The 24,688-nt window shown below is 45.2% G+C and carries 24 protein-coding genes and 3 tRNA genes; 22 read left to right on the forward strand and 5 right to left on the reverse strand.

The genetic code is table 11. From position 1 onward, the window contains the following. Window positions 1-848 precede the first annotated feature (848 nt). The 9 genes from KCG43_RS15260 to KCG43_RS15300 all read left to right on the forward strand — a co-directional run bounded on the left by KCG43_RS15260 (window position 849) and on the right by KCG43_RS15300 (window position 9,001). Window positions 849-1,880 carry an iron-containing redox enzyme family protein gene (locus tag KCG43_RS15260; protein ID WP_192016708.1) on the forward strand — a complete coding sequence of 344 codons (1,032 nt, stop codon included), beginning with the start codon at window positions 849-851 and terminating at the stop codon, window positions 1,878-1,880. Window positions 1,881-1,987: 107 nt separating this feature from the next. Further along, complete coding sequence (locus tag KCG43_RS15265; RefSeq protein ID WP_218385963.1) at window positions 1,988-2,188, forward strand: 4-oxalocrotonate tautomerase family protein; 201 nt, start codon at window positions 1,988-1,990, stop codon at window positions 2,186-2,188. 22 nt (window positions 2,189-2,210) lie between these two features. Beyond that, the gene (locus KCG43_RS15270) at window positions 2,211-3,257 is read left to right on the forward strand and encodes a fatty acid desaturase (RefSeq protein WP_218385965.1); all 1,047 of its coding nucleotides are present in this window, start codon (window positions 2,211-2,213) and stop codon (window positions 3,255-3,257) included. Beyond that, window positions 3,241-4,128 carry an MBL fold metallo-hydrolase gene (locus KCG43_RS15275; protein WP_218385967.1) on the forward strand — a complete coding sequence of 296 codons (888 nt, stop codon included), beginning with the start codon at window positions 3,241-3,243 and terminating at the stop codon, window positions 4,126-4,128. The genes KCG43_RS15270 and KCG43_RS15275 overlap by 17 nt, the downstream gene beginning before the upstream one ends. Before the next feature lie 18 nt (window positions 4,129-4,146). Then, window positions 4,147-5,076 carry a DUF3291 domain-containing protein gene (locus KCG43_RS15280; protein ID WP_218385980.1) on the forward strand — a complete coding sequence of 310 codons (930 nt, stop codon included), beginning with the start codon at window positions 4,147-4,149 and terminating at the stop codon, window positions 5,074-5,076. 11 nt (window positions 5,077-5,087) lie between these two features. Beyond that, window positions 5,088-6,584: an aminotransferase class V-fold PLP-dependent enzyme gene (locus tag KCG43_RS15285; protein WP_218385983.1), complete on the forward strand. Its 1,497-nt coding sequence runs from the start codon at window positions 5,088-5,090 to the stop codon at window positions 6,582-6,584. Further along, window positions 6,584-6,901, forward strand: coding sequence for a hypothetical protein (locus KCG43_RS15290; protein WP_192016713.1), 318 nt, complete (start codon window positions 6,584-6,586; stop codon window positions 6,899-6,901). The genes KCG43_RS15285 and KCG43_RS15290 overlap by 1 nt, the downstream gene beginning before the upstream one ends. 58 nt (window positions 6,902-6,959) lie before the next feature. Next, window positions 6,960-7,403: a flavodoxin domain-containing protein gene (locus KCG43_RS15295; RefSeq protein ID WP_218385986.1), complete on the forward strand. Its 444-nt coding sequence runs from the start codon at window positions 6,960-6,962 to the stop codon at window positions 7,401-7,403. 281 nt (window positions 7,404-7,684) lie between these two features. Continuing rightward, a complete protein-coding gene (locus KCG43_RS15300; RefSeq protein ID WP_218385990.1) occupies window positions 7,685-9,001 on the forward strand; it encodes a carbohydrate-binding protein in 1,317 nt (438 codons plus the stop codon). 91 nt (window positions 9,002-9,092) lie between these two features. On the opposite strand, the gene rplT is transcribed toward KCG43_RS15300, so the two are convergent. The 4 genes from rplT to thrS form a co-directional block, all read right to left on the reverse strand. Then, a complete protein-coding gene (gene rplT / locus KCG43_RS15305) occupies window positions 9,093-9,446 on the reverse strand; it encodes a 50S ribosomal protein L20 (RefSeq protein WP_027252114.1) in 354 nt (117 codons plus the stop codon). A gap of 40 nt (window positions 9,447-9,486) precedes the next feature. After that, window positions 9,487-9,681, reverse strand: a complete 195-nt coding sequence (rpmI, locus tag KCG43_RS15310; protein ID WP_027252113.1) for a 50S ribosomal protein L35 — start codon at window positions 9,679-9,681, stop codon at window positions 9,487-9,489. A gap of 95 nt (window positions 9,682-9,776) precedes the next feature. Then, window positions 9,777-10,328 carry a translation initiation factor IF-3 gene (gene infC / locus KCG43_RS15315; protein WP_192016802.1) on the reverse strand — a complete coding sequence of 184 codons (552 nt, stop codon included), beginning with the start codon at window positions 10,326-10,328 and terminating at the stop codon, window positions 9,777-9,779. Window positions 10,329-10,331: 3 nt separating this feature from the next. Next, window positions 10,332-12,260, reverse strand: coding sequence for a threonine--tRNA ligase (gene thrS, locus KCG43_RS15320; protein ID WP_192016716.1), 1,929 nt, complete (start codon window positions 12,258-12,260; stop codon window positions 10,332-10,334). Between the two features lie 285 nt (window positions 12,261-12,545). On the opposite strand from thrS, the gene hutC reads away from it, so the two are divergent. The 7 genes from hutC to KCG43_RS15355 all read left to right on the forward strand — a co-directional run bounded on the left by hutC (window position 12,546) and on the right by KCG43_RS15355 (window position 20,242). Then, window positions 12,546-13,253 (forward strand): histidine utilization repressor, encoded by a 708-nt coding sequence (gene hutC, locus KCG43_RS15325; protein WP_192016717.1) that lies wholly within the window; start codon window positions 12,546-12,548, stop codon window positions 13,251-13,253. A gap of 263 nt (window positions 13,254-13,516) precedes the next feature. After that, window positions 13,517-14,746 (forward strand): imidazolonepropionase, encoded by a 1,230-nt coding sequence (gene hutI / locus KCG43_RS15330; protein WP_218385994.1) that lies wholly within the window; start codon window positions 13,517-13,519, stop codon window positions 14,744-14,746. Between the two features lie 12 nt (window positions 14,747-14,758). After that, window positions 14,759-15,766 (forward strand): formimidoylglutamase, encoded by a 1,008-nt coding sequence (gene hutG / locus KCG43_RS15335; RefSeq protein ID WP_192016719.1) that lies wholly within the window; start codon window positions 14,759-14,761, stop codon window positions 15,764-15,766. A gap of 24 nt (window positions 15,767-15,790) precedes the next feature. Further along, window positions 15,791-17,476 (forward strand): urocanate hydratase, encoded by a 1,686-nt coding sequence (gene hutU, locus KCG43_RS15340; RefSeq protein ID WP_218385998.1) that lies wholly within the window; start codon window positions 15,791-15,793, stop codon window positions 17,474-17,476. A gap of 516 nt (window positions 17,477-17,992) precedes the next feature. Then, on the forward strand, window positions 17,993-18,862 hold the full coding sequence (locus tag KCG43_RS15345; RefSeq protein ID WP_218386000.1) for a fructosamine kinase family protein: 870 nt from the start codon (window positions 17,993-17,995) through the stop codon (window positions 18,860-18,862). A gap of 81 nt (window positions 18,863-18,943) precedes the next feature. After that, the gene (hxpB, locus tag KCG43_RS15350) at window positions 18,944-19,597 is read left to right on the forward strand and encodes a hexitol phosphatase HxpB (protein ID WP_192016722.1); all 654 of its coding nucleotides are present in this window, start codon (window positions 18,944-18,946) and stop codon (window positions 19,595-19,597) included. Between the two features lie 441 nt (window positions 19,598-20,038). Beyond that, entirely contained in the window at window positions 20,039-20,242 is a 204-nt protein-coding gene (locus KCG43_RS15355) for a CPXCG motif-containing cysteine-rich protein (RefSeq protein WP_027252104.1), read from the forward strand. Between the two features lie 60 nt (window positions 20,243-20,302). Here the strand turns inward: KCG43_RS15355 and KCG43_RS15360 are convergent, their stop codons facing one another. Continuing rightward, window positions 20,303-20,911 carry a riboflavin synthase subunit alpha gene (locus KCG43_RS15360; RefSeq protein WP_218386003.1) on the reverse strand — a complete coding sequence of 203 codons (609 nt, stop codon included), beginning with the start codon at window positions 20,909-20,911 and terminating at the stop codon, window positions 20,303-20,305. A 299-nt stretch (window positions 20,912-21,210) separates the two neighbouring features. On the opposite strand from KCG43_RS15360, the gene KCG43_RS15365 reads away from it, so the two are divergent. From KCG43_RS15365 to KCG43_RS15390, 6 genes are all read left to right on the forward strand, one after another. Continuing rightward, window positions 21,211-22,581: an MATE family efflux transporter gene (locus tag KCG43_RS15365; RefSeq protein ID WP_218386005.1), complete on the forward strand. Its 1,371-nt coding sequence runs from the start codon at window positions 21,211-21,213 to the stop codon at window positions 22,579-22,581. 101 nt (window positions 22,582-22,682) lie between these two features. Continuing rightward, window positions 22,683-23,753 carry a DUF3080 domain-containing protein gene (locus tag KCG43_RS15370; protein WP_255558059.1) on the forward strand — a complete coding sequence of 357 codons (1,071 nt, stop codon included), beginning with the start codon at window positions 22,683-22,685 and terminating at the stop codon, window positions 23,751-23,753. Between the two features lie 139 nt (window positions 23,754-23,892). Then, on the forward strand, window positions 23,893-24,153 hold the full coding sequence (locus KCG43_RS15375; protein WP_027252100.1) for a DUF5062 family protein: 261 nt from the start codon (window positions 23,893-23,895) through the stop codon (window positions 24,151-24,153). A gap of 162 nt (window positions 24,154-24,315) precedes the next feature. Further along, window positions 24,316-24,392 (forward strand) — tRNA-Val (locus KCG43_RS15380). A gap of 28 nt (window positions 24,393-24,420) precedes the next feature. Continuing rightward, window positions 24,421-24,497, forward strand: a tRNA-Val gene (locus tag KCG43_RS15385). A gap of 46 nt (window positions 24,498-24,543) precedes the next feature. Next, window positions 24,544-24,620 (forward strand) — tRNA-Val (locus tag KCG43_RS15390). Window positions 24,621-24,688: the final 68 nt, after the last annotated feature.

The following is a 24,688-nucleotide window of genomic DNA, read 5'->3' on the forward strand; positions in this document are numbered from 1 at the left end:
GATAGTTAAGATCTCAGCCAAAGGTAAGGGATCAATATGGCGGTCTTTTACTCTTGTTAACGGCCTCGCCCGCAACAAACACCACAACGTCGAATCATTCACAGATAGCGATTTGTTACACTGTCATGAATCTTGATACAGAGAAACAAAATTTCATAACGGCGACAAAATCAGAACACAACGCAATAACTTTACAAGTACCACCATTTCCTGTAAGCACTGGACATAGCGACAACGATGATGAGATCCTAAAGACAATACCACCATCTAATAAGCAGTGTTAAAGATCTAAGTCCGTATTTAATATTTTTTCCAGTTTATACAATCAAACTTTCCGCACTAAACAAGACAATAAACTTCGTATGAGTAAGAGCATACAAAAATAATTGCAGCCAACTTTTATGAAGACTTTAAAAACAATAAAACTTGCTACAGACAACACGCGTACCTGCAGTCTTTACATCTGTTTTAATCAAAAATTGAAATCATAATGAATCACCTTCTCCATGTTCCCCCTCAGATCCCACAACACAATCTGCTTATCGAACCCAGCCCCCCCTAAAAAACAGTAATCACCAGTCAATTCACACAAGAAAATATGCAACAAATTGAACATTTAATGGGTTTACACCTCATGATAATGAAATTAATAACTTTAACTTTCAAACAATCATGGAACAAACCAAATAATTAATGACTAAATGATAAAGGTAACATTTTCATAACTACTTGAAGTGAGTCGCACATAAAATCAAATGAAAATTAAACGATTGCAAATTGAACAATATCAAATAGCATCAATTATTGTTAAGTCTGACTAACTGAAATTATAACGAAAAGGTGAATGTATGCTGGAAACAATTAGGGCTTTTATTTACTCAAAAAACCTCGACAACTCTGAATTTGACAATGAATATAATCTTTTCATTCAACAGCTGGAAAGTTTACTGCAGTCGGCATTTCAAGATGTTGATGAGAAGAGCATCTTAACCGTACATCAAGTACTTTATGAAATTAATATAGCACATCTTTCTGTAGCTTGGTTTAATAAAGCACATAACATACATCATCCAAAAATTGTTTTAATAAAATATAAAATTGATCAAGCTTGGAACAAAAGTATTCAATACAATTACAAGGATCAAATTCAAGATCTACCGAGTGTTGATGATTTTCCGGATTGGATAAGAACAACAGTCGCCAATCACAAATCAAATGAACTTCACCCGGTATTTACATTTTTACGTGATGAAGCCAATCTGGAGCAATCCAAAGAGTTCTTCTTCCAGGAAACACCGCTTGAAATGCTATTTGGTGACATCATCGCTTATCTCCTGCCTGGTATCTATGGTGGTATCAAAGTCGAGTTCGTGAAGAATTACTGGGACGAAGTTGGACGTGGAATTGATGAAAAAGTCCATCGTAAACTGCGGGCAAGAATGATGAAAGCCCTGAATATTGATGAAAGTTGCTATCTTGAAAATACAGAGCTTTTCATCTGTGAAGAGTTAGAGCTCATTAATATGTACCTAAGTTTGGCACTTGATCGTACAAAGCATACAGAGCTCGTGGGTGCATTGTTAGCCACAGAATTGATGATCCCAGGGCGTTTCCAGTATCTTATCGATGGATTTAGGCGTTTAGGCTTCAATGACTATGATCTCCACTATCACATTGAGCATACTTCAGTGGATGAAGTCCATGCAGATGATTTGCTCGATCATGTTGCCATGCCAATTTTGAAACACGATGCAAAACAAATGCAAGCCCTTGTACTAGGCGGTTTACGCAGATTAGATACCATTCATAAAGTTCTAGATCGTCTATATGAACGAGTTTTAAGTAATGAATCTTCGTATCATTTAGTAAAAGCTGCATAATCGTCATAGAAAATACCAGGTAAGAGCATGAATATCATTAACCTTTCATCAACTAACACGTGAATGAGATTGTCATATTTGTGCTCTTGCTTCAGTTCAAGGAAATTATGATGCCTATCGTAAACATACAGTATATTGATTCAATAACAGATCACCAAAAACGACAAGTTATCGAACAAGTTACAGAAATTATGGTCAAGGTTTTAAATAAAAAACCAGAAAGTACCTATATTGTACTTCAGAAAATTGAAACAGAAAACTGGGGCGTTAATGGACAAACCGTGTCTGACAGACGAAATAACAACTAATAGACAATAAGATATCTAGAACATGAATATTATAAATTCAACTTTTGACCAAAGTGTTAGTAAAAAGATATCCTTGCGAAACGAGTTGCCATCAGATGTCAAAAGACAAATTTTAGATTTATATAAACCTAACGGCATTCGTAGTGCATTCTTGTATTTACTTATATTTTCTTTAATTGTTACTTACATCTATGTTGCAGTTCATGCTGATTCTGTCTGGATCACTTTATTCGCTATCATCCTTATTGCGTCTCAACAGCATGCACTTTACATATTGAATCATGATGCCAGCCATTTTTCATTATTTAAAGATAAGTCAAAAAACATATATACTGCGACTATTCTTTCGAATTACGTCATGTTTCATCATCCGGAAGCTTGGTCATTTACTCAATGGCGCCGTATTCATATGCTGCATCACAAGCACCTTTTCACTCAGGATGACCCCAATTATGTAGGAAGAGAAATGCGTGGAGATACAGCATCCTCCCCTAGTTTAGTTAAGATTATATTGAAAACACTGGAAGGTGTAAAAGACTGCTTCTTGGATTTATTTTTTAACAAAGTATCTTACATTAATAGTAAAGGGAAAATTTACAAGAATCATCGTAAACACTTTGGTCATTTGTTTTATTCGTTTGAAGATGATCAGGAAATGGAAAACGAAAGAAAACTAAGTCTTATGTTTTATATCCTTTCATTTTCTATAATTACATATCTCTCACTCTGGGAAGTGTTTTTGGTTTACTGGATTTTACCAATGTACACTATTTATCCTCTGATCCTGAGATTCCATGACATTACAGAACATTACTGGGAAGAGAAATCTGCCCAGGTTGAAATAAACACCAGAAGTCGAAAAGATGGATTATTAACTAAATTATTAATTTCCCCACTTCCACGTGGATACCATTGTGAACATCATATCTTCCCAAGCATTCCTGTAACAAAACTGCCGTTAGTGAATCGATATATGAAAGAACATACTTCGCTTCATACGGAAGAGCAAGGTATCTGGGGACTCATGAAAGAAATTAACACAAGGAAGAAAAATGATATTACCATGTAGCATTAAAACTTTCGACTATCATGCAGAAAATTTTTCAGTACACATGGTAACTTCATCTGAAAAAACTTTCTTCACGAATGCTTTCATCGTTGAAACAGAAAACTCAGTTATTCTTATTGACTCAATGATGACAATCAGCGAAGCTGAATTTGTAAAGCAGTCAATTATAAGCATAGGTAAAGAACTCTCTGCCGTTATCATCACACACCCTCATCCGGACCACTATAATGGGCTAAGTACTATCATTGGTGAAGATCATCACATTTCAATTTATGGAACAGAAAAGTCATCCGAAGTTATTATCAATTCATTTGACGACAAAGAGAAGAAATGGCGCCCCTATTTTGGTGACGAGTGGCCAAAAGTGAAAATACCACCTAACCGATTCATTCAAGGAAGTGAAGTATTATATTTCGACAATATAAGATTCTCATTTGAAGAAATTGGTAAAGGTGAATCCAACAGTGACTTATTGATTAAAGTTGGGAATCACGATTCAATTATCTTTGTTGGAGATCTTGTTTTCAACAATATGCACAGTTTTATGAATGATGGACACAGTTCATTATGGATCTCTAAGCTCCAAAAAATTAAAGAAAAAGTACACAAAAGTTGTATTATATTCACTGGGCATGGTGAACCAGACCAAGCTTACTTTTTGATTGAAAAACAAATTAGTTACATAAAATTATATCAAAATGAAATCCAATCAATTTCGCAAGGGCGAAGTCAGTTAACTGATGATGAAAAATCTATTTTTGTTGAAATCATCTCAAGAAGATATCCGCATTATAAACTCTTAGACTTCATTTCAGCAGGTGCAAACTCAGTAGCAACTGAAATGGCTTTTAGTAAGAGTATTTCAATTTAGAAATTCAATGAGGCTAACATGAACAAAAATAAGTATCATCTTGCACAATTCAGTATTTCACTGGCTCGCTATTCTTTTTCTGATGAAAAAATGCAAGGATTTGTTTCACGGCTCACAGAAATAAATGAACTTGCAGATAAAAGCCAAGGGTTCATCTGGCGATTAAAATCAGATGATGGTAACTCTACATCTTTCCGTGGCTACTCAGACCCGAATATTTACCTTAATTTATCTGTCTGGGATTCTATAGAAAATCTGAGAGAGTTTGTATTTAAAAGTAATCATGTTGAGTTATTTCGTAAAGGTAAGACTTGGTTTCATAATCTAAACGGTCCTATTACTGCGCTGTGGTGGATTAAAGAAGGTGAAATACCAACCATTGAGGATGGCATCAGCCGTCTTGAATCGATAAAAAATTTAGGTCCAACAAGATGGGCATTTAACTTTAAAACGAATTATTCACCCGAAGCTATAGAGAGCAATAATATCCTTACTAAATGTAAGAAAGAAGTGGATGACCTGCATGACTTTCTTCAGCAATGGTTCCAAGGGGAAATTAGCAACACATCGGAAAACAAAGAATTATTATCGAGTCGTTTTGATCAGTTCGGTGAACTTTTATCACCTGATGGCCTTATTGAGCCGTTTCACTGCCTTGAAAACAGGTTTAATAGCGCACATGGGAAATTTCTTAATGCCAAAATTTGGATTACTGGTTTCACGCCAGTGTTATTGAATAATAAAGACATACTCGTTAAATATACTGAATGGCGTCAAATTGATGGCGAAACCAATGTGAGATTCACGACAGCTTTGCTTTCTGAGAAAAACAAAGCACCCAATGGAATAGTATGGAAGCATATTCATGAAACCTGGTCTGATGTGAATAATCTTAAATCTCCAGCTCCCTACGCAACACCAGAATCTCCATCACTTGAGGAGGCTTAAGAGTATTTTTTATGAAACAAGAAAATCAGCTTCACGGTTCATCTTTGAATTTGGCACCGGAGCAAATTAAGAAAATTTGCGCCGAAATTGTTGATTACCTATCTAATAAAGAAAACCCACGCTACACACAAAAGGTCCGTCCAAAATTAACCGATCGACAGTACAGTGATCTGTCCGCTTTGGAACGCATGCCCTATCATGGAAGCGAAGCTGTCAGCACCTTTGAAAAATATATTCAATTATTAACCACACAGGCTGTATCCACCTCACATCCCGGTTTCTTAGCGTATATCATGGGTGCAGCTAGTGATGTTTCTGTTTTGGCTGATTTCCTTGCTGCTGCAATCAGCGCACCGCAAACAAGTGCTTCTACGTCTCACCTGACAACCATGATTGAAGCTCAAACAATCAAGTGGATGTGCCAATTACTCGGTTATCCCGAGACAGGGAGCGGACTTTTTGTCAGTGGCGGCTCCATAGCTAATTTAATCGCGCTGCAAGCTGCAATAAAAAAGAAAAGAACTCAAAATATTGTAGATTTAAATCAATATCGCGTCTACGTCAGCAAGTATTCACATAGCAGTATTTCTTCTGCTGTCAGTATTTCAGGGTTATTACCAGATCAATGTATTCAGTATATCGAAACAACTCAGGAACATACTCTCTCCATCAGTGATTTAAAAACAAAAATTAAACATGACCAAGAGTATGGATACATACCACTTATGGTTATTGGTATTGCTGGATGTACTTCACTTGGCGTCATTGACCCATTGCTTGTTTTATCTGATATCTGCATGAAAGAAGATATTTGGTTTCATATTGATGCAGCTTACGGTGGGTTTGCTGTACTATCTCAAGAATATAGTGAGGCACTCAAAGGTATGCAGTTTAGTGATTCACTCACGATTGATCCGCATAAATGGATGTATGCAGCCGCAGATGTTGGATGCATTTTAGTCAAAGACCCAAACATTTTGTTCAACACATTTAATCAATCAGGTGCCTATTATTCATCCGATGATTTGACCTTCTCCAACCATCTCCAGTTTCGTGATTTAGGAATACAGACAACTCGCAGTTTTAGAGCACTCAAAGTTAAATTGAGTTTGGAGATCGCTGGCCGAATTGGTTATCAACAGATGATTGAAAAAGATATCCACCTTGCGAAGTATGCCTATAAGCTTGCACTTGATCATCCGAATATAGAAGCATATAGCTGTCATTTAAGTATTGTAACACTACGATTTAACCCTAACCTTGCGACAGATGAAAAATTTATATCAGAAACTAATCTGAATAAAATCAATCAGGAAATAATCGATGACTTACATCAGCTCGGGGATTTTTTTCCCTCCCACACATGGGTGAATAATAAATATTTAATTCGTCTCTGTATTGTTAACCTCAATACAACTGAAGAAACAATTCATGGTTTGCTAGAAGCAATAGATGAAGTTGGAAAATCGAAAACTTGCAATTATTTAACCCACATGAGTACCCAATAATGACCGTTCAATTCGTTTCATTACTTAATGTTCGTTTTAATGACAAGGAAAAGTTTGAAATACATGTCGGCTGGTTAAGTCGAAAAATTGCATCTGGTTTAGGCTGGGAGCTAGCCATTTGTGGATGGCAATCCCCATCACCATTTCCAAATGACAGCCAAGTCGTGCATGTATGGAAAACAAATTCATCATCTGAACAAGAGGCACGAACATCATTAAACAACTTAATCGCAAGTCTTGACCAGGAAAAAGTCAACTTAGCACTCAGCGTAATGCATGATCCTAAATTCATATTCACTAAAGAAAAAACTTATTAAAATTCAATTGAATAAATAATTAACCAATTAACTTATAGAAACATAGAAAGGTTCATTCATGAAAAGAATTCTTATTATCGTCGGTTCTGTTTATGGCAGTACGATGCAAATGGCGAATTATATTTCCAGAAAGTTAGACAAGTATGGTTATGTGTCAGAAGTCACTGAAAGTTCTTCTTTGGAAAATATTAAAAAATCAAATCTATTACTCATTATGACTGCAACAACCGGTCAGGGAGATATTCCTCAAAATATAACTCCTTTTGTTGATGAGATAAAAGAAAGTCAAGAAGATCTAAATGACATCAACTATGCCATCATCTCATTTGGTGACAGTGGCTATGGACCGACATTCTGCAATTCAGGCAGAACTATCCAGAGCATATTGGAAAATCGCAATGGTAATTGTGTCATTCCACCATTTGAAATTGATACTGTTGAGTATTTAGACCCAGAAGAGCCTATCAACATCTGGTGCGAAAACTATATTGATAAATTATAAGCGCCAATTCGCCAGGCTGACTCCGTTCAGTCTGGTATTTACACAATTAAACCCCTCTTACACCCTCGGCTATCATCACAATCGTTCTCTCAACAATGGCTGATACAGCTCCCTCTGTAATTTTAACTCTGTCACTCATGCTAATGAAAAAGTAAAAATTATCATCACTAGATGCAATAAACATTCAGATTTCATAATAATTCACTCTCATATCATGATAAATACCGACTTACTCTGTCATGCTATTGATTCATATTAAATATTTACTCTTAGGAATCGCCATGAAAAAGGACGTACGCTTTCTCTTCCCTTTACCTTTTTTAATCGCAAGTTCATTCGCTTGGTCCAACATCACGTCATATCCGCCACAACAAGCCAGTCCAATTGAAGCAAAGAACACGCCTATGTTCATCTCGTTGGGCTTCGACGACAATATAGAAGCAGATGGTTTACGCTGGATTTCGAAAGCACTGAGCAGTCATACGAATCCTCAGGGTCTCGACTCATTTGCAGGTTCACCATTAATGTCGAGCTTCTTCATGCACTGCCAGCCTGCCCGACAGCAACCTGAGATCATCGAACTGTGGCGAAAGCTGAACACTGACGGTCATGATATTGCCAACCACACAGAAACCCACCCCGACGATAAGATAAACTACAACCCTTTTGAATCCTGGATGACGGCTGAGCAGTGGCAGCAGGAAGTCGCACTTTGTAATGAGTTTCTGACGCAACCTGTCGAACAAGGCGGTGTCGGTGCTCCGGCGGTTGCCGGATTTCGGTCGCCCTTTTTAACATTCAACGACAACACGCTGGATGCCCTGACCACAAATGCCATCCAGTATGATGTCAGCTTCCCGGCGGGTACTACCACAGAAGAAAATGGCACCAACAACTACTGGCCACATACGCTCGATCAAGGTAGTCCGTCGCAATCAGTTGCACAGCAAGGCGGTTGGAAGCCGGCCGTGAAAAATGTGCCAGGGCTCTGGGAAGTTCCGTTGCAAGCGCTGATAGTTCCAACAGATGAAGAGGCCGCAGAGTACGGACTCACCTATTCGCTCAACGACAAAATTACCAGCCGTATCCCTTACTATGACCCGTTAGCACGCAAGGCCGACAACTTCGATTGGAACCTCTATACCACGCCGGCCTGGGGCGGTTACGGACTGAACGCTGCCGATGTACTCACCTTGTACAAATACAATCTCGACCTGCATTTATCCGGCAATCGTGCGCCACTGGTATTGGGTCTACACTCTGCTTTTTACGGCAAAATAAATGGTGAAGAACATTTCGGGATGCCTGAAACCAGCGTCGCCGACCGGCAGGCGGTGCTGAAGCAATTCATTGAATACGCGTTGTCGAAACAGCAGGTGCGTTTTGTTTCGCATCGTCAGCTTGTCGAGTGGATGCAAAACCCTTCACCAGTTCTGACTTGTGAGCAGGCTATCTGGTCAGCACACACAACATACCAGTCAGGTGATATCGTTCAATTCAATGGGAAGTACTGGAAAGCAAAATGGTGGACCGTTCAAGAGATTCCCGGCAACACAGCCGACGGTCCGTGGCAAGCACAAACTGGCTGTAACGGTTAACTGACTCAAGTGATCCTGGGAAGGCTTGTTTATATTGAAACGAAAAAAAGGAGAGCCTAGGCTCTCCTTTTTTCATCAAACTGAACTGAAATTACAGTGCAGCTTTCGCTTTTTCAACCAGAACGGTGAAAGTCGCTTTGTCGAAAACAGCGATATCAGCCAGGATCTTACGATCGATTTCGATAGATGCTTTCTTCAGACCATTGATGAAGGTGCTGTAGGTCATGTCGTTTTGACGTGCCGCAGCATTGATACGTGCAATCCACAGTTGACGGAAAGTACGTTTCTTGTTGCGACGGTCACGGTAAGCGTATTGACCGGCTTTAGTAACTGCTTGGAAAGCTACACGATATACACGTGAACGTGCACCGTAGTAACCTTTAGCTTGTTTAAGAACTTTTTTGTGACGTGCACGCGCTTGTACACCACGTTTTACGCGAGGCATAGGAAACTCCTAACTAAATAAATACGATAACTAAAAACGATTAAGCGAACGGAAGCATACGTGCTACTGCTGCTACTTCACATGCAGGAAGCAGAGAGTTTGGACGTAGCTGACGCTTGTTCTTAGTAGTACGCTTAGTCAGAATGTGACGCTTGGTCGCACGCTTGTACTTAAAACCACCAGCAGTTTTCTTGAAACGCTTAGCAGCACCTTTGTTGGATTTCATCTTAGGCATGATGAGACTCCGCATTGTTGATAGTTAATAACATAGTAATCAGGCGAACAAAAAGCGCTGCACTGAGCAGCGCTTTTGCTACTTGAAGGCCTGAATTACTTCTTCTTAGGGGCAAGCATCATGGTCATTTGGCGACCTTCGACACGACTAGGGAAGCTCTCGACGACAGCGATGTCGACCAGTTCATCCTTAATACGGTTCAGAAGATCGATACCCAGACCTTGGTGGGCCATTTCACGACCGCGGAAACGCAGTGTGACTTTACCCTTGTTGCCCTCTTCTAAAAAGCGAATCAGGTTGCGCAGTTTTACCTGATAGTCGCCTTCATCTGTACCAGGACGGAATTTAACTTCCTTAACCTGGATTTGTTTTTGCTTTTTCTTTTGCTCTTTAGCAGCCTTGCTCTTTTCGAACAGGTACTTGCCATAGTCCATCACTCGACAGACTGGTGGCTCGGCATTAGGGCTGATTTCAACCAGATCGACACCAGCTTCATTCGCTGCACTAATTGCTTCTTCAATAGAAACAACACCGATAGACTCACCATCGATACCAGTTAAACGAACTTCGCGTACGCCACGGATTTCGCCATTGATACGGTGTGCGTTTTGCTTAACTGGTGCTTGAGTTCTTTTTCCGCCTTTAATACCTTATTCCTCCAAAACATTGAGCTTGCGACTGCTAATCTCTTGTTGCATGTACGCAACAAAGTCATCAATCTTAAATTTACCCAAATCGTTACCCTTGCGAGTACGGACCGCAACCTCACCTGCTTCGACTTCTTTGTCACCGCAGACAAGCATATACGGAACTCGCTTTAAAGTATGTTCGCGGATTTTAAAGCCAATTTTCTCATTTCTCAAGTCCGCGTTGACTCGGATTCCACTTTTTTGCAGTTTTTCTACAACTTCGCGAACATATTCTGACTGGCTGTCAGTAATATTCATGACAACTGCTTGTTGTGGCGCCAACCAGGTCGGGAAATAACCCGCGTATTCTTCGATGAGGATACCGATGAAACGTTCGAGGGAGCCAAGAATGGCGCGGTGAATCATAACTGGCGTGTGACGCTCATTATCTTCACCGACATAAGTCGCACCCAGACGCTCAGGCAGAGCAAAGTCTAGCTGAACTGTACCGCACTGCCAAGCACGATCTAAACAATCATGCAAAGTAAATTCAATTTTAGGGCCGTAGAACGCTCCCTCACCTTCCTGAATATCATAAGGAATGTTCATTGATTCCAGTGCGATTTTCAGGTCAGACTCGGCTTTATCCCACATTTCATCGGAACCCACACGCTTCTCAGGGCGTGTCGACAACTTCACCACAATATTGTTGAAGCCGAAGGTTTCATAGGTGTCGTAAACCATCTTAATACAAGAAGTGACTTCTTCCTGCACTTGGTTTTCCGTACAGAAAATGTGCGCATCATCCTGAGTAAAACCACGAACACGCATCAGACCATGCAGTGCGCCTGACGGTTCGTTTCGATGACAACTGCCGAACTCGGCCATACGTAATGGCAAATCACGGTATGATTTCAGACCCTGATTAAAGATCTGAACGTGCCCCGGACAGTTCATAGGCTTAATCGCATACTCACGCTTTTCAGATTCAGTCGTGAACATGTTTTCTGCGTACTTGTCCCAGTGACCAGAGCGTTCCCACAGAACGCGGTCCATCATCAGCGGACCTTTCACTTCCTGGTAATCATACTCAGTCAGCTTGTCACGGACGAAAACTTCCAGCTCACGGAACACAGTCCAGCCGTTGTGATGCCAGAACACCATACCCGGCGCTTCTTGCTGCATATGATACAGATCAAGCTGCTTACCCAGTTTACGGTGGTCACGCTTCGCCGCTTCTTCCAGACGCGTCAGGTGCGCTTTCAGTGCTTTCTTATCATGGAAGGCTGTGCCGTAAATACGCTGCAACATCTTGTTATCGCTGTTACCACGCCAGTAAGCGCCAGCCACATTCAGCAGTTTGAAATGCTGGCAGAAGCCCATGTTCGGCACGTGCGGGCCACGGCACATGTCGATGTATTCTTCGTGATGGTACAAACCCGGACGATCATCGCGAGAGACATTCTCATCCAGGATTTCCATTTTGTACGGTTCGCCGCGAGACTCAAAGGTATCACGTGCTTCCTGCCAGCTGACTTTCTTCTTGATAACGTCGTACTTGGTTTTCGCCAGCTCGACCATGCGCTTTTCAATCTTTTCCAGATCGTCAGCCGTCAATGGTTGCTCCAGATCGACGTCATAATAGAAACCGGAATCAATCGTCGGACCGATCGCCATTTTCACATCCGGGTACAATTGCTTGATCGCATGACCCAAAAGGTGAGCACAAGAGTGACGAACGATCTCCAGACCGTCTTCATCTTTTGCGGTGATGATTTCCAGTTTTGCGTCGTTTTCAATCACATCACAGGCATCAACGCGAACACCGTCAACACGACCGGCAATACAGGCTTTCGCCAGGCCAGGGCCGATAGACAGCGCCACATCGAGAGTTGAAACCGGGTTATCAAACTGACGCTGACTGCCGTCAGGAAGAGTAATTACAGGCATTCATTGATCCTTTGTTCAGTGGTGCCACATACCAAGTAGCACATGCAATTTCGTATTTTACCGCCTGCCAAGGTGCAGTACGGTGATGAGATAGTGTCTGTTTCGGTGTGAATTTTGGTACAAATCAAAATTGCTGACCCCAGACAGAAGGCGAATTGTAATGGATTGACTCACAAAACTAAAGTTAGAAAAGCCAGTTACCTGTGAGCCACTTGCAAAATAAGGGAAAAGTTGCTTTCATTTGTATAGGCAATTTATAGTCATTAATGACGCAGAGACAACACCATGGCAAGCGCACCGCGTTATCAGCAAATCAAAGAGTATCTCGACCAGAAAATCCAGAGCCGTGAATGGCCACCCGGATATAAGATCCCCACCGAAATTGAGCTGTCAGAGCAGTTTGAAGTCAGTCGGATGACGGCCAATAAAGCTATCAAAGAACTGGTTAATGAAGGATTTCTGGAACGCACACCCCGTTTAGGCACTTTTGTCTGCAATAAAAAAGCCGAGTCTCCTTTGATGGAAATTCGGAACATTGCAACGGAAGTCACGAGCCGGGGCCATCAGTACTCCAGTAAAGTGATTACACAGCAACAGGTCAAAGCCCGTGATGAAATTGCATTACGCTTAGGCGTACGGCATGACACAACTGTGTATTTCACTCAAATCGTCCATTACGAAAATAAAGTGCCGATTCAACTGGAAGAACGCTGGGTGAATCCTCACTTTGCCCCCGATTATATCCAGCAGGATTTCACGACTCAGACACCCAATGAGTATCTGATGCAGACATGCCCGCTCAGTGATATTGAGCATACTGTCGAAGCCATTCTGCCTCCTTCACATATCAGCGAGTTACTTGAAATGGAGATCGAGTCGCCATGCTTATTGCTCAATCGCCGTACCTGGAGTAACACCAATCTCATCAGTACAGCTTTGCTGTACCACCCCGGCGATAAATACAAACTCAGCTCCAGAACCCGCGTCATTTAACCCTGGTTCGTCTTCAGGCACTTTAAGCCTCGTTGTTTTTTTAGCTATCATATTGATTAGCAAGCCTGATCACTCAGTGGTCAGGCTTTTGTATACTGCATCGTCCGCGCTTGGTACTTCCCTCTCCCGCTGCTAAATACGCTACTGTTAATAGAATCCTTCAACATTGATCACATTTTAATTACATCGCATCTTGAGTTTTATCCGAATTCGGACTTTAATTTGTATATACATATTAGGCAACCAGAGAGAAACTGCTCGCTATGGAACGTATTCTGACCAATCTCAAACTCGTCACCATGGAACCGGAACACGGTTATCAGATCATCGATAACGCCATGGTGATTATCCGTCAGGGTAAGATCAGCTACGCCGGTCCGCAGCAGGCAAACTGGCAGGACACAGTCGACAGCCAGGCAGACATTGTGGATTGCAAGCAGGCTATGGTCACGCCGGGTCTGATCGACTGCCATACTCATCTGGTGTTTGCGGGCAATCGTGCTAACGAATTTGAACAGCGTCTGAACGGTGTGCCTTACGAAGATATCGCCAAGGCCGGTGGCGGCATTTTGTCGACAGTCAGAGCCACACGCGCAGCCACCGAAGATGAATTGTTTGCATTGGCTACAGAGCGTCTGGCAGGCCTTAAGCGTGACGGCGTCACGACTGTCGAAATAAAATCCGGCTATGGCCTGACTACCGAAGATGAACTGAAAATGCTGCGGGTTGCCCGCCGTATTGGCGAGCAGGCCGATATCAAAGTTTCTACCACACTGCTGGCCGCACACGCATTGCCTCCTGAATATGCCGGACGCAGCGACGATTACATCACCCTGGTATGTGACGAAATTATCCCTGCAGCTGCAAAAGAGAACCTTGCAGATTCAGTAGACGTTTTCTGTGAAGGCATCGGTTTTTCAACCGCACAAAGTGCACGGGTTTTTGCCGCGGCCAAAGCCCATGGCCTGATGATTAAAGGCCATACAGAGCAGCTTTCAAATTTAGGTGGTAGTGCACTGGCAGCCAGTATGGGTGCAACATCTGTCGACCATATTGAATACCTGGACGAAGCCGGTGTTGAAGCACTGGCCGCCCATAACACAGTCGCTACCCTGTTGCCAGGCGCTTTCTATTTCCTGCGTGAAACCCAGCAGCCACCGATCGCTCAGCTGCGTGAAAAAGGTGTGCCGATGGCAATTTCCACCGACTTTAACCCCGGCACCTCGCCGATTGCTTCGCTGCGTACCATGATGAACATGGCTTGCACCTTCTTCCGCCTGACACCGGAAGAATGCCTGAGAGGTGTTACCGCGCATGCCGCACAGGCGCTGGGCCTGAGTGAGCAATGTGGTCAGATTCGCACAGGTATGGCCGCGGATCTGGCACTGTGGAACCTCGACTCGCCAGCAGAGCTGTCCTATCGCATGGGTGTGCCGGATTTAATCGCCCGGGTTGTGGATGGCAACCTCTTTTATCAATCCAAGAATCAGTAAACAGGAGGCTGTATGCCTATTGATATGAATGTCTGGCAAGGACGCAGTGATCCTGAAGACGGTAACAAAGGCTTGCGCTGGCACCAGAAAGTGCAACCAGCCGACAATGCCAATGAAAGCGGCATCATGCTGCTCGGCTTCGCCTGTGATGAAGGGGTCTCGCGCAACAAAGGCCGCACCGGCGCTTATGATGCTCCGGTCGCGATTCGCCGCGCACTGGCCAATCTGGCCTGGCACCACGAAGAACCCGTTTATGACGGCGGCAACATCAGCTGCGACGACAGCAACCTGGAACTGGCGCAATACCGGCTGGCAGAAGATGTAAGCCGCGCCCTTCGTCAGCGCCACAAAGTGATCGTCTTTGGCGGCGGGCATGAAGTGGCCTGGGGATCGTTTCAGGGCATAGGCAATTACCTGGTGCAAAAGCAGCATGTTGCCGGCAATGAGAATGAAGCACAGCAACCGCCGCGTGTCGGCATCATCAACTTTGATGCCCACTTCGACCTGCGTAATCCACCGGGTGGCAAACAGTCTGAAAAAGGCAGCTCAGGCACCCCGTTCCATCAGGCTGCCCGTTTCTGCGAAATGCATAACTGGCCATTCAAATATGCCTGCCTGGGACTGGCGCGTACCAGTAACACCCAGGCGCTGTATGAAAAAGCCGACCGTTTAGGGGTGCTTTACAAAGATGACCATGAACTGGTTCATCACAAGATGGAACCGACACTGACAGAGCTGCAGCGATTTATTGATCAGTGTGATTACCTCTATCTGACCATTGATCTGGACGTTTTCCCGGCCTCCGTGGCACCGGGGGTCAGTGCCCCGGCTGCGCGCGGTGTGCCATTAGACATCGTTGAAATGCTGCTGGAACCGATTTTAAAAGCCAGAACGCCGAAAGGAGAATCGAAGATCCTGGTCGCGGATCTGGCTGAGTACAACCCACGTTTTGACATTGATAATCAAACTGCACGGTTAGCTGCACGGCTTGCCTGGACAATCGCCCGCGCTATTCGTTAACCAGAGAGCGGCAAGGAGAGCAAAATGACGCAACAACAGAATCCACGTCTGGACACGACACGCACCATAGAAGCACCGACTGGCACCAAACTGAATGCCAAGTCATGGCTGACAGAAGCACCGCTGCGTATGCTGATGAATAACCTGCACCCTGATGTGGCTGAACACCCTCACTCTCTGGTGGTCTATGGTGGTATTGGCCGTGCAGCCCGTAACTGGGAATGTTATGACAAGATTGTTGAAGTTCTGAAGCGTCTGGAAGATGACGAAACCCTGCTGGTGCAGTCAGGTAAACCTGTCGGGGTGTTCAAAACGCACAGCAACGCGCCTCGCGTACTGATTGCCAACTCCAATATCGTGCCACACTGGGCGAACTGGGAGCACTTCAACGAGCTGGATAAAAAAGGCCTGATGATGTACGGCCAGATGACCGCGGGCAGCTGGATCTATATCGGCTCGCAAGGCATCGTTCAGGGCACCTACGAAACCTTTGTTGCTATGGCGCGCAAGCATTTCAATGGCGATGCCTCCGGTCGCTGGGTATTGACCGGCGGCTTGGGCGGCATGGGCGGTGCTCAGCCTCTGGCGGCCACCATGGCTGGTTTCTCTATGATCGCCGTTGAGTGTGATGAATCACGTATCGATTACCGTCTGCGTACCGGTTATGTGGACTGTAAAGCCACCACGCTGGACGAAGCACTGGCTATCATTGAAAAGTCCAAACAAACCGGCAAGCCGGTTTCTGTTGGCCTGCTGGGTAACGCGGCTGATGTCTTCCCTGAGCTGGTGAAGCGCGGCATCGTACCAGACTGCACCACTGACCAGACATCAGCCCACGATCCGCTGAATGGCTACCTGCCTCAGGGCTGGAGCATGGAACATGCGGCAGAAATGCGTCTGCAAGACGAAGCCGCGGTGGTCAAAGCAGCAAAAGCATCAATGGCAATTCAGGTACAGGCGATGCTGGATCTGCAAAAAGCGGGTTCTGCAACCGTCGATTACGGCAACAACATTCGCCAGATGGCGCTGGAAGAAGGCGTTGAAAACGCATTCGACTTCCCGGGATTCGTGCCGGCTTATATTCGCCCGCTGTTCTGTGAAGGCGTGGGTCCGTTCCGCTGGGCTGCCCTGTCCGGCGATCCGGAAGACATCTACAAAACCGATCAGAAGGTCAAAGAGCTGATCCCGGATAACCCGCATCTGCACAACTGGCTGGACATGGCACGCGAGCGTATTCAGTTCCAGGGGCTGCCGGCACGTATCTGCTGGGTGGGCCTGAAAGACCGTGCGCGACTGGGTCTGGCATTCAACCAAATGGTGCGTAACGGCGAACTGAAAGCGCCTGTTGTGATTGGCCGTGACCACCTGGATTCAGGCTCTGTCTCCAGCCCTAACCGCGAAACGGAAGGCATGATGGACGGTTCAGACACTGTGTCCGACTGGCCACTGCTCAATGCCCTGCTGAACACGGCATCCGGTGCAACCTGGGTTTCTCTGCACCACGGTGGTGGCGTAGGTATGGGCTTCTCTCAGCATTCAGGCATGGTGATCGTGTGTGACGGTACCGATGAAGCCGAAGAGCGCATCCGCCGCGTACTGCGTAACGACCCGGGCACTGGTGTGATGCGTCACGCTGATGCCGGCTACGACATTGCGATCAACTGTGCCAAAGAACAGGGCCTTGATCTGCCAATGATCACTGACAAATAATTCGAGCCGGAACAATGACTATGTTTCAACTAGAAATCCTACCGGACAAAATGCGTTTGCCGCTGCTGCTTGAAGCAAGCTATAACGATCTGAAGCCAGAATCTTTACTGCCAAGTCTCTGATTCAAAGCCATCAAATTCAGCGAAACAACCAAGCCGGGTTCTCTCCCGGCTTTTTTTATCTGATTCTGTTATTAAAAACTGCTTTGATATGAATTTTGCTGCCCTGCACTTTTCAATTGACTGTTTTTGTTATTTAAGTCAGCTAATCGGCAAACATATAGTCTATGCTGTGATGAGGTAAAGCGCGGGGCGACTGACAAAAAATCACTATAATAACGTCAGTCAGGGATAGCGGTGAGCATGGCTCGTTCAGGTTCACAGAACCAGAATCTACTTGCACCCACAAAATTGCCCCAACAGATTTGGCGTCACTGTCTTTATATAATCCAGCCCAGGCGCTGTATTATTGTTTATTATGATTTGTACCCAAACTGGTTTGTGCCCGGAGGATGCTATGTGGCAAGCGATTTCCCATCAGCTATCAGACGTACTTGATCAACCCTTTACCATCCGGGAGCGAAATACACTCCCTGGGGGGGACGTCAACGAATGCTATTGCATCAGCGATGGCGATCAAAGGTACTTCATCAAGCTTAATGAGAAAGAGCAGCTTCCCGTTTTTGAAGCAGAAGCGGAAAGTCTGCGCGTCCTGCAGGAAACAAACTCAGTATCAGTGCCTACAAGCCGGCATATGGGCATAAGCCGGGATAAAGCCTTCCTCGTCCTCGATTTCATGCCCATGAAAAGTCTGGACACCGAATCGGCCCACACACTTGGCCAGCAACTGGCGCACCTTCATAAATGGGGCGAACAGCCTGAATACGGCTTCGACATAGACAATTTCATTGGCCTGACTCCTCAGCCCAATCAGTGGCGACGAAAATGGTGTCGCTTTTTCGCAGAACAGCGGATTGCCTGGCAATTGCAAATCTGTGAGGAGAAAGGCATCGATTTTGGCAGTATTGATGTCATCACAGGCAATGTGATTGACATCTTGTCGGCACATCAGCCAAAACCTTCCCTGCTGCATGGCGATTTATGGCATGGAAATACAGCACTCAGTGTAGATGGCCCGGTCATTTATGACCCCGCCTGCTACTGGGGTGACAGGGAATGCGACATTGCTATGACAGAGCTGTTCGGCGGATTTCCCGACAGTTTCTACAATGGCTATCAGTCTGTATTTCCGCTGGATGACGGCTACAAACAACGTCGCGACCTGTACAACCTTTACCACCTGCTGAACCACTGCAATCTCTTTGGTGGCGAATATCTGGATCAGGCTGAACGCTGTATTCGCAGGCTTAATCTGAGTAGCAATTAAAGGATAATCCAGGCTACCGTCTGCAGAGTTGAAGTGATAAAGTTCACATTCTTTATCCTTTCAGCTCAAGACAGGAACAGTATGTTAAAAGCCGCAATCTTTGATATGGATGGCCTTCTGGTCGACTCAGAACCTTTCTGGCAACGTGCTCAGGTCGAGGTATTCTCTTCACTGGGTGTCACGATTTCACAGCAGGAAACGCTGGAAACCATGGGGTTGCGAATCGATCACATTGTTGATCTCTGGTTCGAGCGCCAGCCATGGCAAGGCCCGACTTGCCAGGACGTCAACACCCTGATCACCAAACGTGTGGAAGAACTGGTTCAAGAGCACAAACCTATGCTGCCTGGTGTGCGCGAAGCCATACAGACGTGCCAGGATATGGGCATAACCATTGCTCTGGCCTCGTCTTCTCCTATGAGCCTGATTCATGCCACCTTAGATGCCCTGTCACTGACAGATCATTTCAGTGCCTTGTTCTCTGCCGAGCACCTTCGTTTTGGTAAGCCTCACCCGGAAGTGTACCTGAATGCCGCCGATGAACTGGGTGTTGAACCTCACCACTGTGTGGCCTTTGAAGATTCACTTAACGGCTTGCTGGCTGTCAAAGCTGCCCGCATGAAAAGTATCGTAGTGCCAGAGCAGCAACACCGTTCCGATCTGCGTTGGTCGATCGCAGACAGAAAACTTAACTCGCTGCTCGAAGTAAACAAAGAATTAATAGCCAGCCTTTAATCAGCTTGAAGAATGATTGGTCTGTTTGTCGCGAATCACAAATAGGCTGATCATTCTATTTCACAAAACATTCATCCATTCTGACATCAAAAGCGTCACTATAGACCCATTTTCTGTCAATCAGCTTCACATTACCCTTAGCTTGTCTACTTTGTTCTTATCAACTTTCTAAGCGACAAAGCCCCCTCAGTTAAAACTTCTCAGCAATTCAAAGTTTGCAGTTAATTCACGGCAAAAACTAATCCGTATCGCTAGGATTAACTTAACGGTTAGCAAACCTATACCCATCGTTTTTGGTGCGATTGTCCGGTAAGAAACAACGTCTGATTTCCAACCCGTCAATGGCTTCAAAGGCGAAAGAGTCAAGACTCTCCAGTATGGACACTGGCAGCGGTATGAATGTGCCAATCAGTATCAGGTACATAATGTAAGGAGCAGAAAATGAAGAACTATAGTGAACAGAGTGTGACTTGTCCGCATTGTGGCCACCATATCCGAATTACCCTGGACAGCAGTGCCGGCAGTCAGGAATTTTACGATGATTGCCCCGCGTGTTGCCATGCGATCCACTTGAACATGCAGGTGGATGAATTACACAAAACCATTCACCTGTTTGTAGACGCTGACGACGAGCAGATTTTTTAACGTTCGAATCCACACGCCCCTCTGATGAGAGGGCGTGTGGATTGATGCAAATGATTTCCTTTAGCCTCTCGCTACCATCACCCTTTCCACCGTATCCACCACAGCCTGCGTCTGAGGATCAATCTCTATATTGATCACATCGCCTTTTTGGCGCGCTGACAGGTTTGTCCTGTTCAGGGTTTCCGGGATCAGGTTGACGTTAAATCGCTGGCCTTCCACATCGCCAATAGTCAGGCTGGCCCCGTCGATGCCGATATACCCCTTAGTAAACACATATTTCATCAGGGCGGCAGGCAGAGAAAACCAAATCTGATGATTGTTTTCTGTTTCAATGACCTCATCAACCACCGCTGTGGTCATGATATGTCCCGACATACTATGGCCACCAATCTCATCGCCAAACTTAGCCGCTCGTTCAATGTTCACTGCATCACCGGGACTGAGCAAACCCAGGTTGGTGACACGAAGTGTTTCCTGCATCAGATCGAAAGAAACATGATTTCCATTGATCTGCGTTACCGTCAGACAACAGCCGTTATGGGCTACAGAGGCGCCAATTTCCAATCCTGGCAGCAGATCATCCGGCATTTGAATAACGTGAGTCTGAAAATCTTTTTTCTTTTTAATTTCAATAATTTCAGCCGTACACTGAATAATACCTGTAAACATTTCCCCTCCAGAGAACTGAACCTGAAAGCGATGGTCACTCGCCTAATCGGATTGCAACAACATGCTGCGCTGCACAATGAATCTCTGCCCAGCATCCTAACATTGACCCGTTTTACTTAGCCAGTCCTGCAGTCCCGCTGCATTGTGATAACCTCAAACAGTGCGGCAACACAAAAAAAAGCAGAGAAGTGCTGAATTGTGATACAGATTGAATAAATCATTGTCAGTATCAGTGAAGCCGATATAATCCACTGTGAAGATTATTCCAATAATAGATTACCTGCCCTCTGGAGCATTTCGTGCATCTTTATCGTCTAGAAACTAAGCGACTGTTAAAACTCGCTATTCCTGTTTTGATCGCCTCTGTCGCACAGACGGCAATGAGTTTTATTGATACTGTGATGGCTGGTGGAGTCAGTGCCACCGATATGGCCGCTGTCTCGGTCGCCTCCAGTGTCTGGATGCCTGCCATTCTGTTTGGCATTGGTGTGCTATTTGCGATGGTGCCCATTGTGGCCCAGCTCAACGGTTCTGGCCAGAAAGACAAAATTCCGTTTCAGGTTCAACAAAGCTTTGTATTGTCTTTACTCTTGTCAGTCCCAATCATACTGGTGCTCTATAATGCGGGCATCTTAATTGATTACATGGCCGTCGAACCTGTACTGGCAGAGAAAACCATTGGTTACTTACACGCCGTTCTTTATGCTGTTCCGGCCCTGCTGCTGTTTCAGGCATTGCGCAGCTTTTCTGAAGGCCTGTCGCTGACCGTTCCCGGTATGGTGATTGGTTTCATCGGGTTGTTAGCCAACATTCCGCTTAACTGGATCTTTGTTTACGGTAAATTCGGCGCTCCGGCGCTTGGCGGAATCGGCTGCGGTGTTGCCACTGCCATTGTGTACTGGCTGATGTACTTCTCGATGCTGGTTTATGTACTGATGAACCGAAAACTCAACCGCGTTGGGCTATTCCGCACCTGGTATCGCCCAGAGTTGAAAGCTATTGTGCGTCAGTTCAAGCTTGGGTTTCCGATTGCAGCCGCATTATTTTTTGAAGTTTCAATCTTTGCGGCAATTGCACTGCTGATTGCGCCTCTGGGTTCGATTGTTGTCGCCGCCCACCAGATTGCCATCAACTTCTCTTCGCTGGTCTTCATGTTACCTATGAGTTTAGGTGCTGCAGTCAGCATCCGTGTCGGACACCAGTTAGGTGAGCAAAACTTTGATGGTGCGAAAATTTCCAGCCACTGCGGTATCTGGGTTGGCGTGGCTATTTCGGTTGCGACGGCTATTTTGACGATCATTTTCCGCGAACAGATAGGCTTGTTATATACCGACAACTCCGACGTTATTATGCTGGCAACTCAGCTCTTGTTCCTTGCGGCCGTTTACCAGTGCAGTGATGCCGTTCAAGTGGTTGCTGCAGGGGCACTGCGTGGTTACAAAGATATGCGTGCCATTTTTATCCGCACCTTTATCGCCTATTGGGTTTTTGGTCTGCCAATCGGGTATGTACTCGGTATGACAAACCTGTTCGCCGCACCAATGGGGCCACACGGCTTCTGGATTGGTACGATTGTTGGCTTAACCGCTGCAGCATTAATGCTGACAGTGCGGCTGCTTTGGCTGCAACGTCAAGACCATGATTTCCAACTGGCAATGTCGGTACAATAATCGAACTCCCACCCTTCCTAAGGCAGCAAGCGCTGCCTTTTCTTTATCTGAAAACTCAATCTGTTAGCTTATACTGTTATAAAAATCCCAGAATAACGATCATGCGCCGACGCTTTCTTTTAAATCCGCTTAACATTAACAAGCTGCTGATTCAGCTCGCATTGCTCAGCCTGCTCATTATACTGGCCGGTTGTGGCCGTCAGTCCTCAGATAACCAGTTTGCGGACTATGCTGATCGTCTGGCCTCTGTGCTGGATGTGAGTTCCCCGAAAGAGCCGGATACCCGGCTCCCGCCACTACCCGACGTCAGTGATTTGCTACAGCGCACTGAAGATGTACGAATGGGACTGATTGATGCCTATGAACTCAGAAAATGCGGCTTGTTTCATCTCATCGCAGAGCGCAACTCTGTGCTGGGAAAAGTACAGGACAGAACCCGTCAGCTACGCTACGAACTGCTGTTATTAGACGGTATCGGCCACTGTATCGCGACTTTGCCCGAAGACAATGATCTCAGAGTGCAGTTGATAGAAGTTCAGACCACGAAAAAAGATGACCTGCCTAAATACCTGTGGAACATGCTGCTCACTGGTGAAGAATGGCAAAAACAATTCAAGCCAGCACACTCCGCTTTTTCGCTGAACACAATTCCAGATGCCACCGCTACCCTGCAGGCGATAAGTGGTTTAGCGCACATTGCCAGCCAGATCTCGGCCCAGCATAGCGTATCAGCCCAGTCAGCTGAACGCCTGATCAGCTACGAAGAGAACATCCACAGATCACGTTTTATTGGTCAGCTTTTTTACTCAATGGCCCGTGCCACTGACTGGCTGAACACCACAACCTCCCTGCTGAGCCAAAATGACGCCACAGTCGTGTGCGGGCCCAACCGAAACCAGCAGAAAGCCAACTTTCTGGAGAACGTTTTCTATAAATTTTTCATTACGGATATTCAGCCATACCTTGCCACGCTTGATGCCCGCTACCAGGATATTCAGCCGGATCTGCAAACCTTGTTTGCTATCCCCAACCGCCCTGCTGCGCTCGCCGATTATCACAGCTTCTATATTGACGGTGACATACACCGCCAATTTCGTGACGCTACTCTCAACCACGTCTCATACTGGCAGACCTTGTTCAAGCGTTGTGGGATAAACGTCGGACAGCCATAGGGTAGCTGGTCTTTGCCGTTCATTTTCATCGCCTTGCCGAAACACCGTTAACTGCCTTACAGATGAATGACCATGAGCTCAAAAAATCAACGCCACTACTATGCTTTACATACAGGCCACAATCAGGGAACGAGATCGAATGAAAAAAATCAAAAACGAACAAAAACTGATTAAGAAAGCCATGGAAATAGGCATCGCCTTTGCCAAAAAGCAGGGTTACGAAGACTTCGACAAAGGCATTTCAGATAAAGAAAAAGTGGAATGTATCTACCGGTTACTGGTTGATGTTAAGCAAATCACCCCGCTTTCTCCCGATCAGGAAGACGGCCCCAATATGAAGCATAAACTGGCTATCTGGATCTCCCGTTTACTGCCGCCGGATCATGAACTTTTGCAATAATTTTTACTCTGAAAACAACCACTCAGTGCCTGATTCAGCGTCAGGCAGTACAAGTAACAATCAAACAGTCACGAAAAATAAAAAAAGCCAACTCAAACACTTGCGCCAGTGGGTGTGAATCGCTAATATTCACCCCGTTCTCAAGCAGGACGATTTAGTGATACGACCGTAGCTCAGCTGGTTAGAGCACCACCTTGACATGGTGGGGGTCGGTGGTTCGAGTCCACTCGGTCGTACCAAATCCTGCATTAGAATAACTTAAAATATGCGTCTGTAGCTCAGCTGGTTAGAGTATCGCCTTGACATGGCGGGGGTCGGTGGTTCGAGTCCACTCAGACGCACCAAATTTTTTCAATATGCCAAAGCGTGTTGAAGAAAAAACTGAATAAAGCGTCTGTAGCTCAGCTGGTTAGAGTATCGCCTTGACATGGCGGGGGTCGGTGGTTCGAGTCCACTCAGACGCACCATACAGAGAAGCCCGTTCGAAAGAACGGGCTTTTTGTTTGTCGGCTATCTTTTGTCCCCCCCACATATG

This window comes from Photobacterium sp. WH24 (assembly GCF_019204055.1).
GTDB classification, from domain to species: Bacteria; Pseudomonadota; Gammaproteobacteria; order Enterobacterales; family Vibrionaceae; genus Photobacterium; species Photobacterium arenosum.

Bases quoted from the DNA above. Each gene is read 5' to 3' on its own strand.
- KCG43_RS15260 (WP_192016708.1), top strand. From the start codon at position 849: ATGCTGGAAACAATTAGGGCTTTTATTTACTCAAAAAACCTCGACAAC.
- KCG43_RS15265 (WP_218385963.1), top strand. From the start codon at position 1,988: ATGATGCCTATCGTAAACATACAGTATATTGATTCAATAACAGATCAC.
- KCG43_RS15270 (WP_218385965.1), top strand. From the start codon at position 2,211: ATGAATATTATAAATTCAACTTTTGACCAAAGTGTTAGTAAAAAGATA.
- KCG43_RS15275 (WP_218385967.1), top strand. From the start codon at position 3,241: ATGATATTACCATGTAGCATTAAAACTTTCGACTATCATGCAGAAAAT.
- KCG43_RS15280 (WP_218385980.1), top strand. From the start codon at position 4,147: ATGAACAAAAATAAGTATCATCTTGCACAATTCAGTATTTCACTGGCT.
- KCG43_RS15285 (WP_218385983.1), top strand. From the start codon at position 5,088: ATGAAACAAGAAAATCAGCTTCACGGTTCATCTTTGAATTTGGCACCG.
- KCG43_RS15290 (WP_192016713.1), top strand. From the start codon at position 6,584: ATGACCGTTCAATTCGTTTCATTACTTAATGTTCGTTTTAATGACAAG.
- KCG43_RS15295 (WP_218385986.1), top strand. From the start codon at position 6,960: ATGAAAAGAATTCTTATTATCGTCGGTTCTGTTTATGGCAGTACGATG.
- KCG43_RS15300 (WP_218385990.1), top strand. From the start codon at position 7,685: ATGAAAAAGGACGTACGCTTTCTCTTCCCTTTACCTTTTTTAATCGCA.
- rplT (WP_027252114.1), bottom strand. From the start codon at position 9,446: ATGCCTCGCGTAAAACGTGGTGTACAAGCGCGTGCACGTCACAAAAAA.
- rpmI (WP_027252113.1), bottom strand. From the start codon at position 9,681: ATGCCTAAGATGAAATCCAACAAAGGTGCTGCTAAGCGTTTCAAGAAA.
- thrS (WP_192016716.1), bottom strand. From the start codon at position 12,260: ATGCCTGTAATTACTCTTCCTGACGGCAGTCAGCGTCAGTTTGATAAC.
- hutC (WP_192016717.1), top strand. From the start codon at position 12,546: ATGGCAAGCGCACCGCGTTATCAGCAAATCAAAGAGTATCTCGACCAG.
- hutI (WP_218385994.1), top strand. From the start codon at position 13,517: ATGGAACGTATTCTGACCAATCTCAAACTCGTCACCATGGAACCGGAA.
- hutG (WP_192016719.1), top strand. From the start codon at position 14,759: ATGCCTATTGATATGAATGTCTGGCAAGGACGCAGTGATCCTGAAGAC.
- hutU (WP_218385998.1), top strand. From the start codon at position 15,791: ATGACGCAACAACAGAATCCACGTCTGGACACGACACGCACCATAGAA.
- KCG43_RS15345 (WP_218386000.1), top strand. From the start codon at position 17,993: ATGTGGCAAGCGATTTCCCATCAGCTATCAGACGTACTTGATCAACCC.
- hxpB (WP_192016722.1), top strand. From the start codon at position 18,944: ATGTTAAAAGCCGCAATCTTTGATATGGATGGCCTTCTGGTCGACTCA.
- KCG43_RS15355 (WP_027252104.1), top strand. From the start codon at position 20,039: ATGAAGAACTATAGTGAACAGAGTGTGACTTGTCCGCATTGTGGCCAC.
- KCG43_RS15360 (WP_218386003.1), bottom strand. From the start codon at position 20,911: ATGTTTACAGGTATTATTCAGTGTACGGCTGAAATTATTGAAATTAAA.
- KCG43_RS15370 (WP_255558059.1), top strand. From the start codon at position 22,683: ATGCGCCGACGCTTTCTTTTAAATCCGCTTAACATTAACAAGCTGCTG.
- KCG43_RS15375 (WP_027252100.1), top strand. From the start codon at position 23,893: ATGAAAAAAATCAAAAACGAACAAAAACTGATTAAGAAAGCCATGGAA.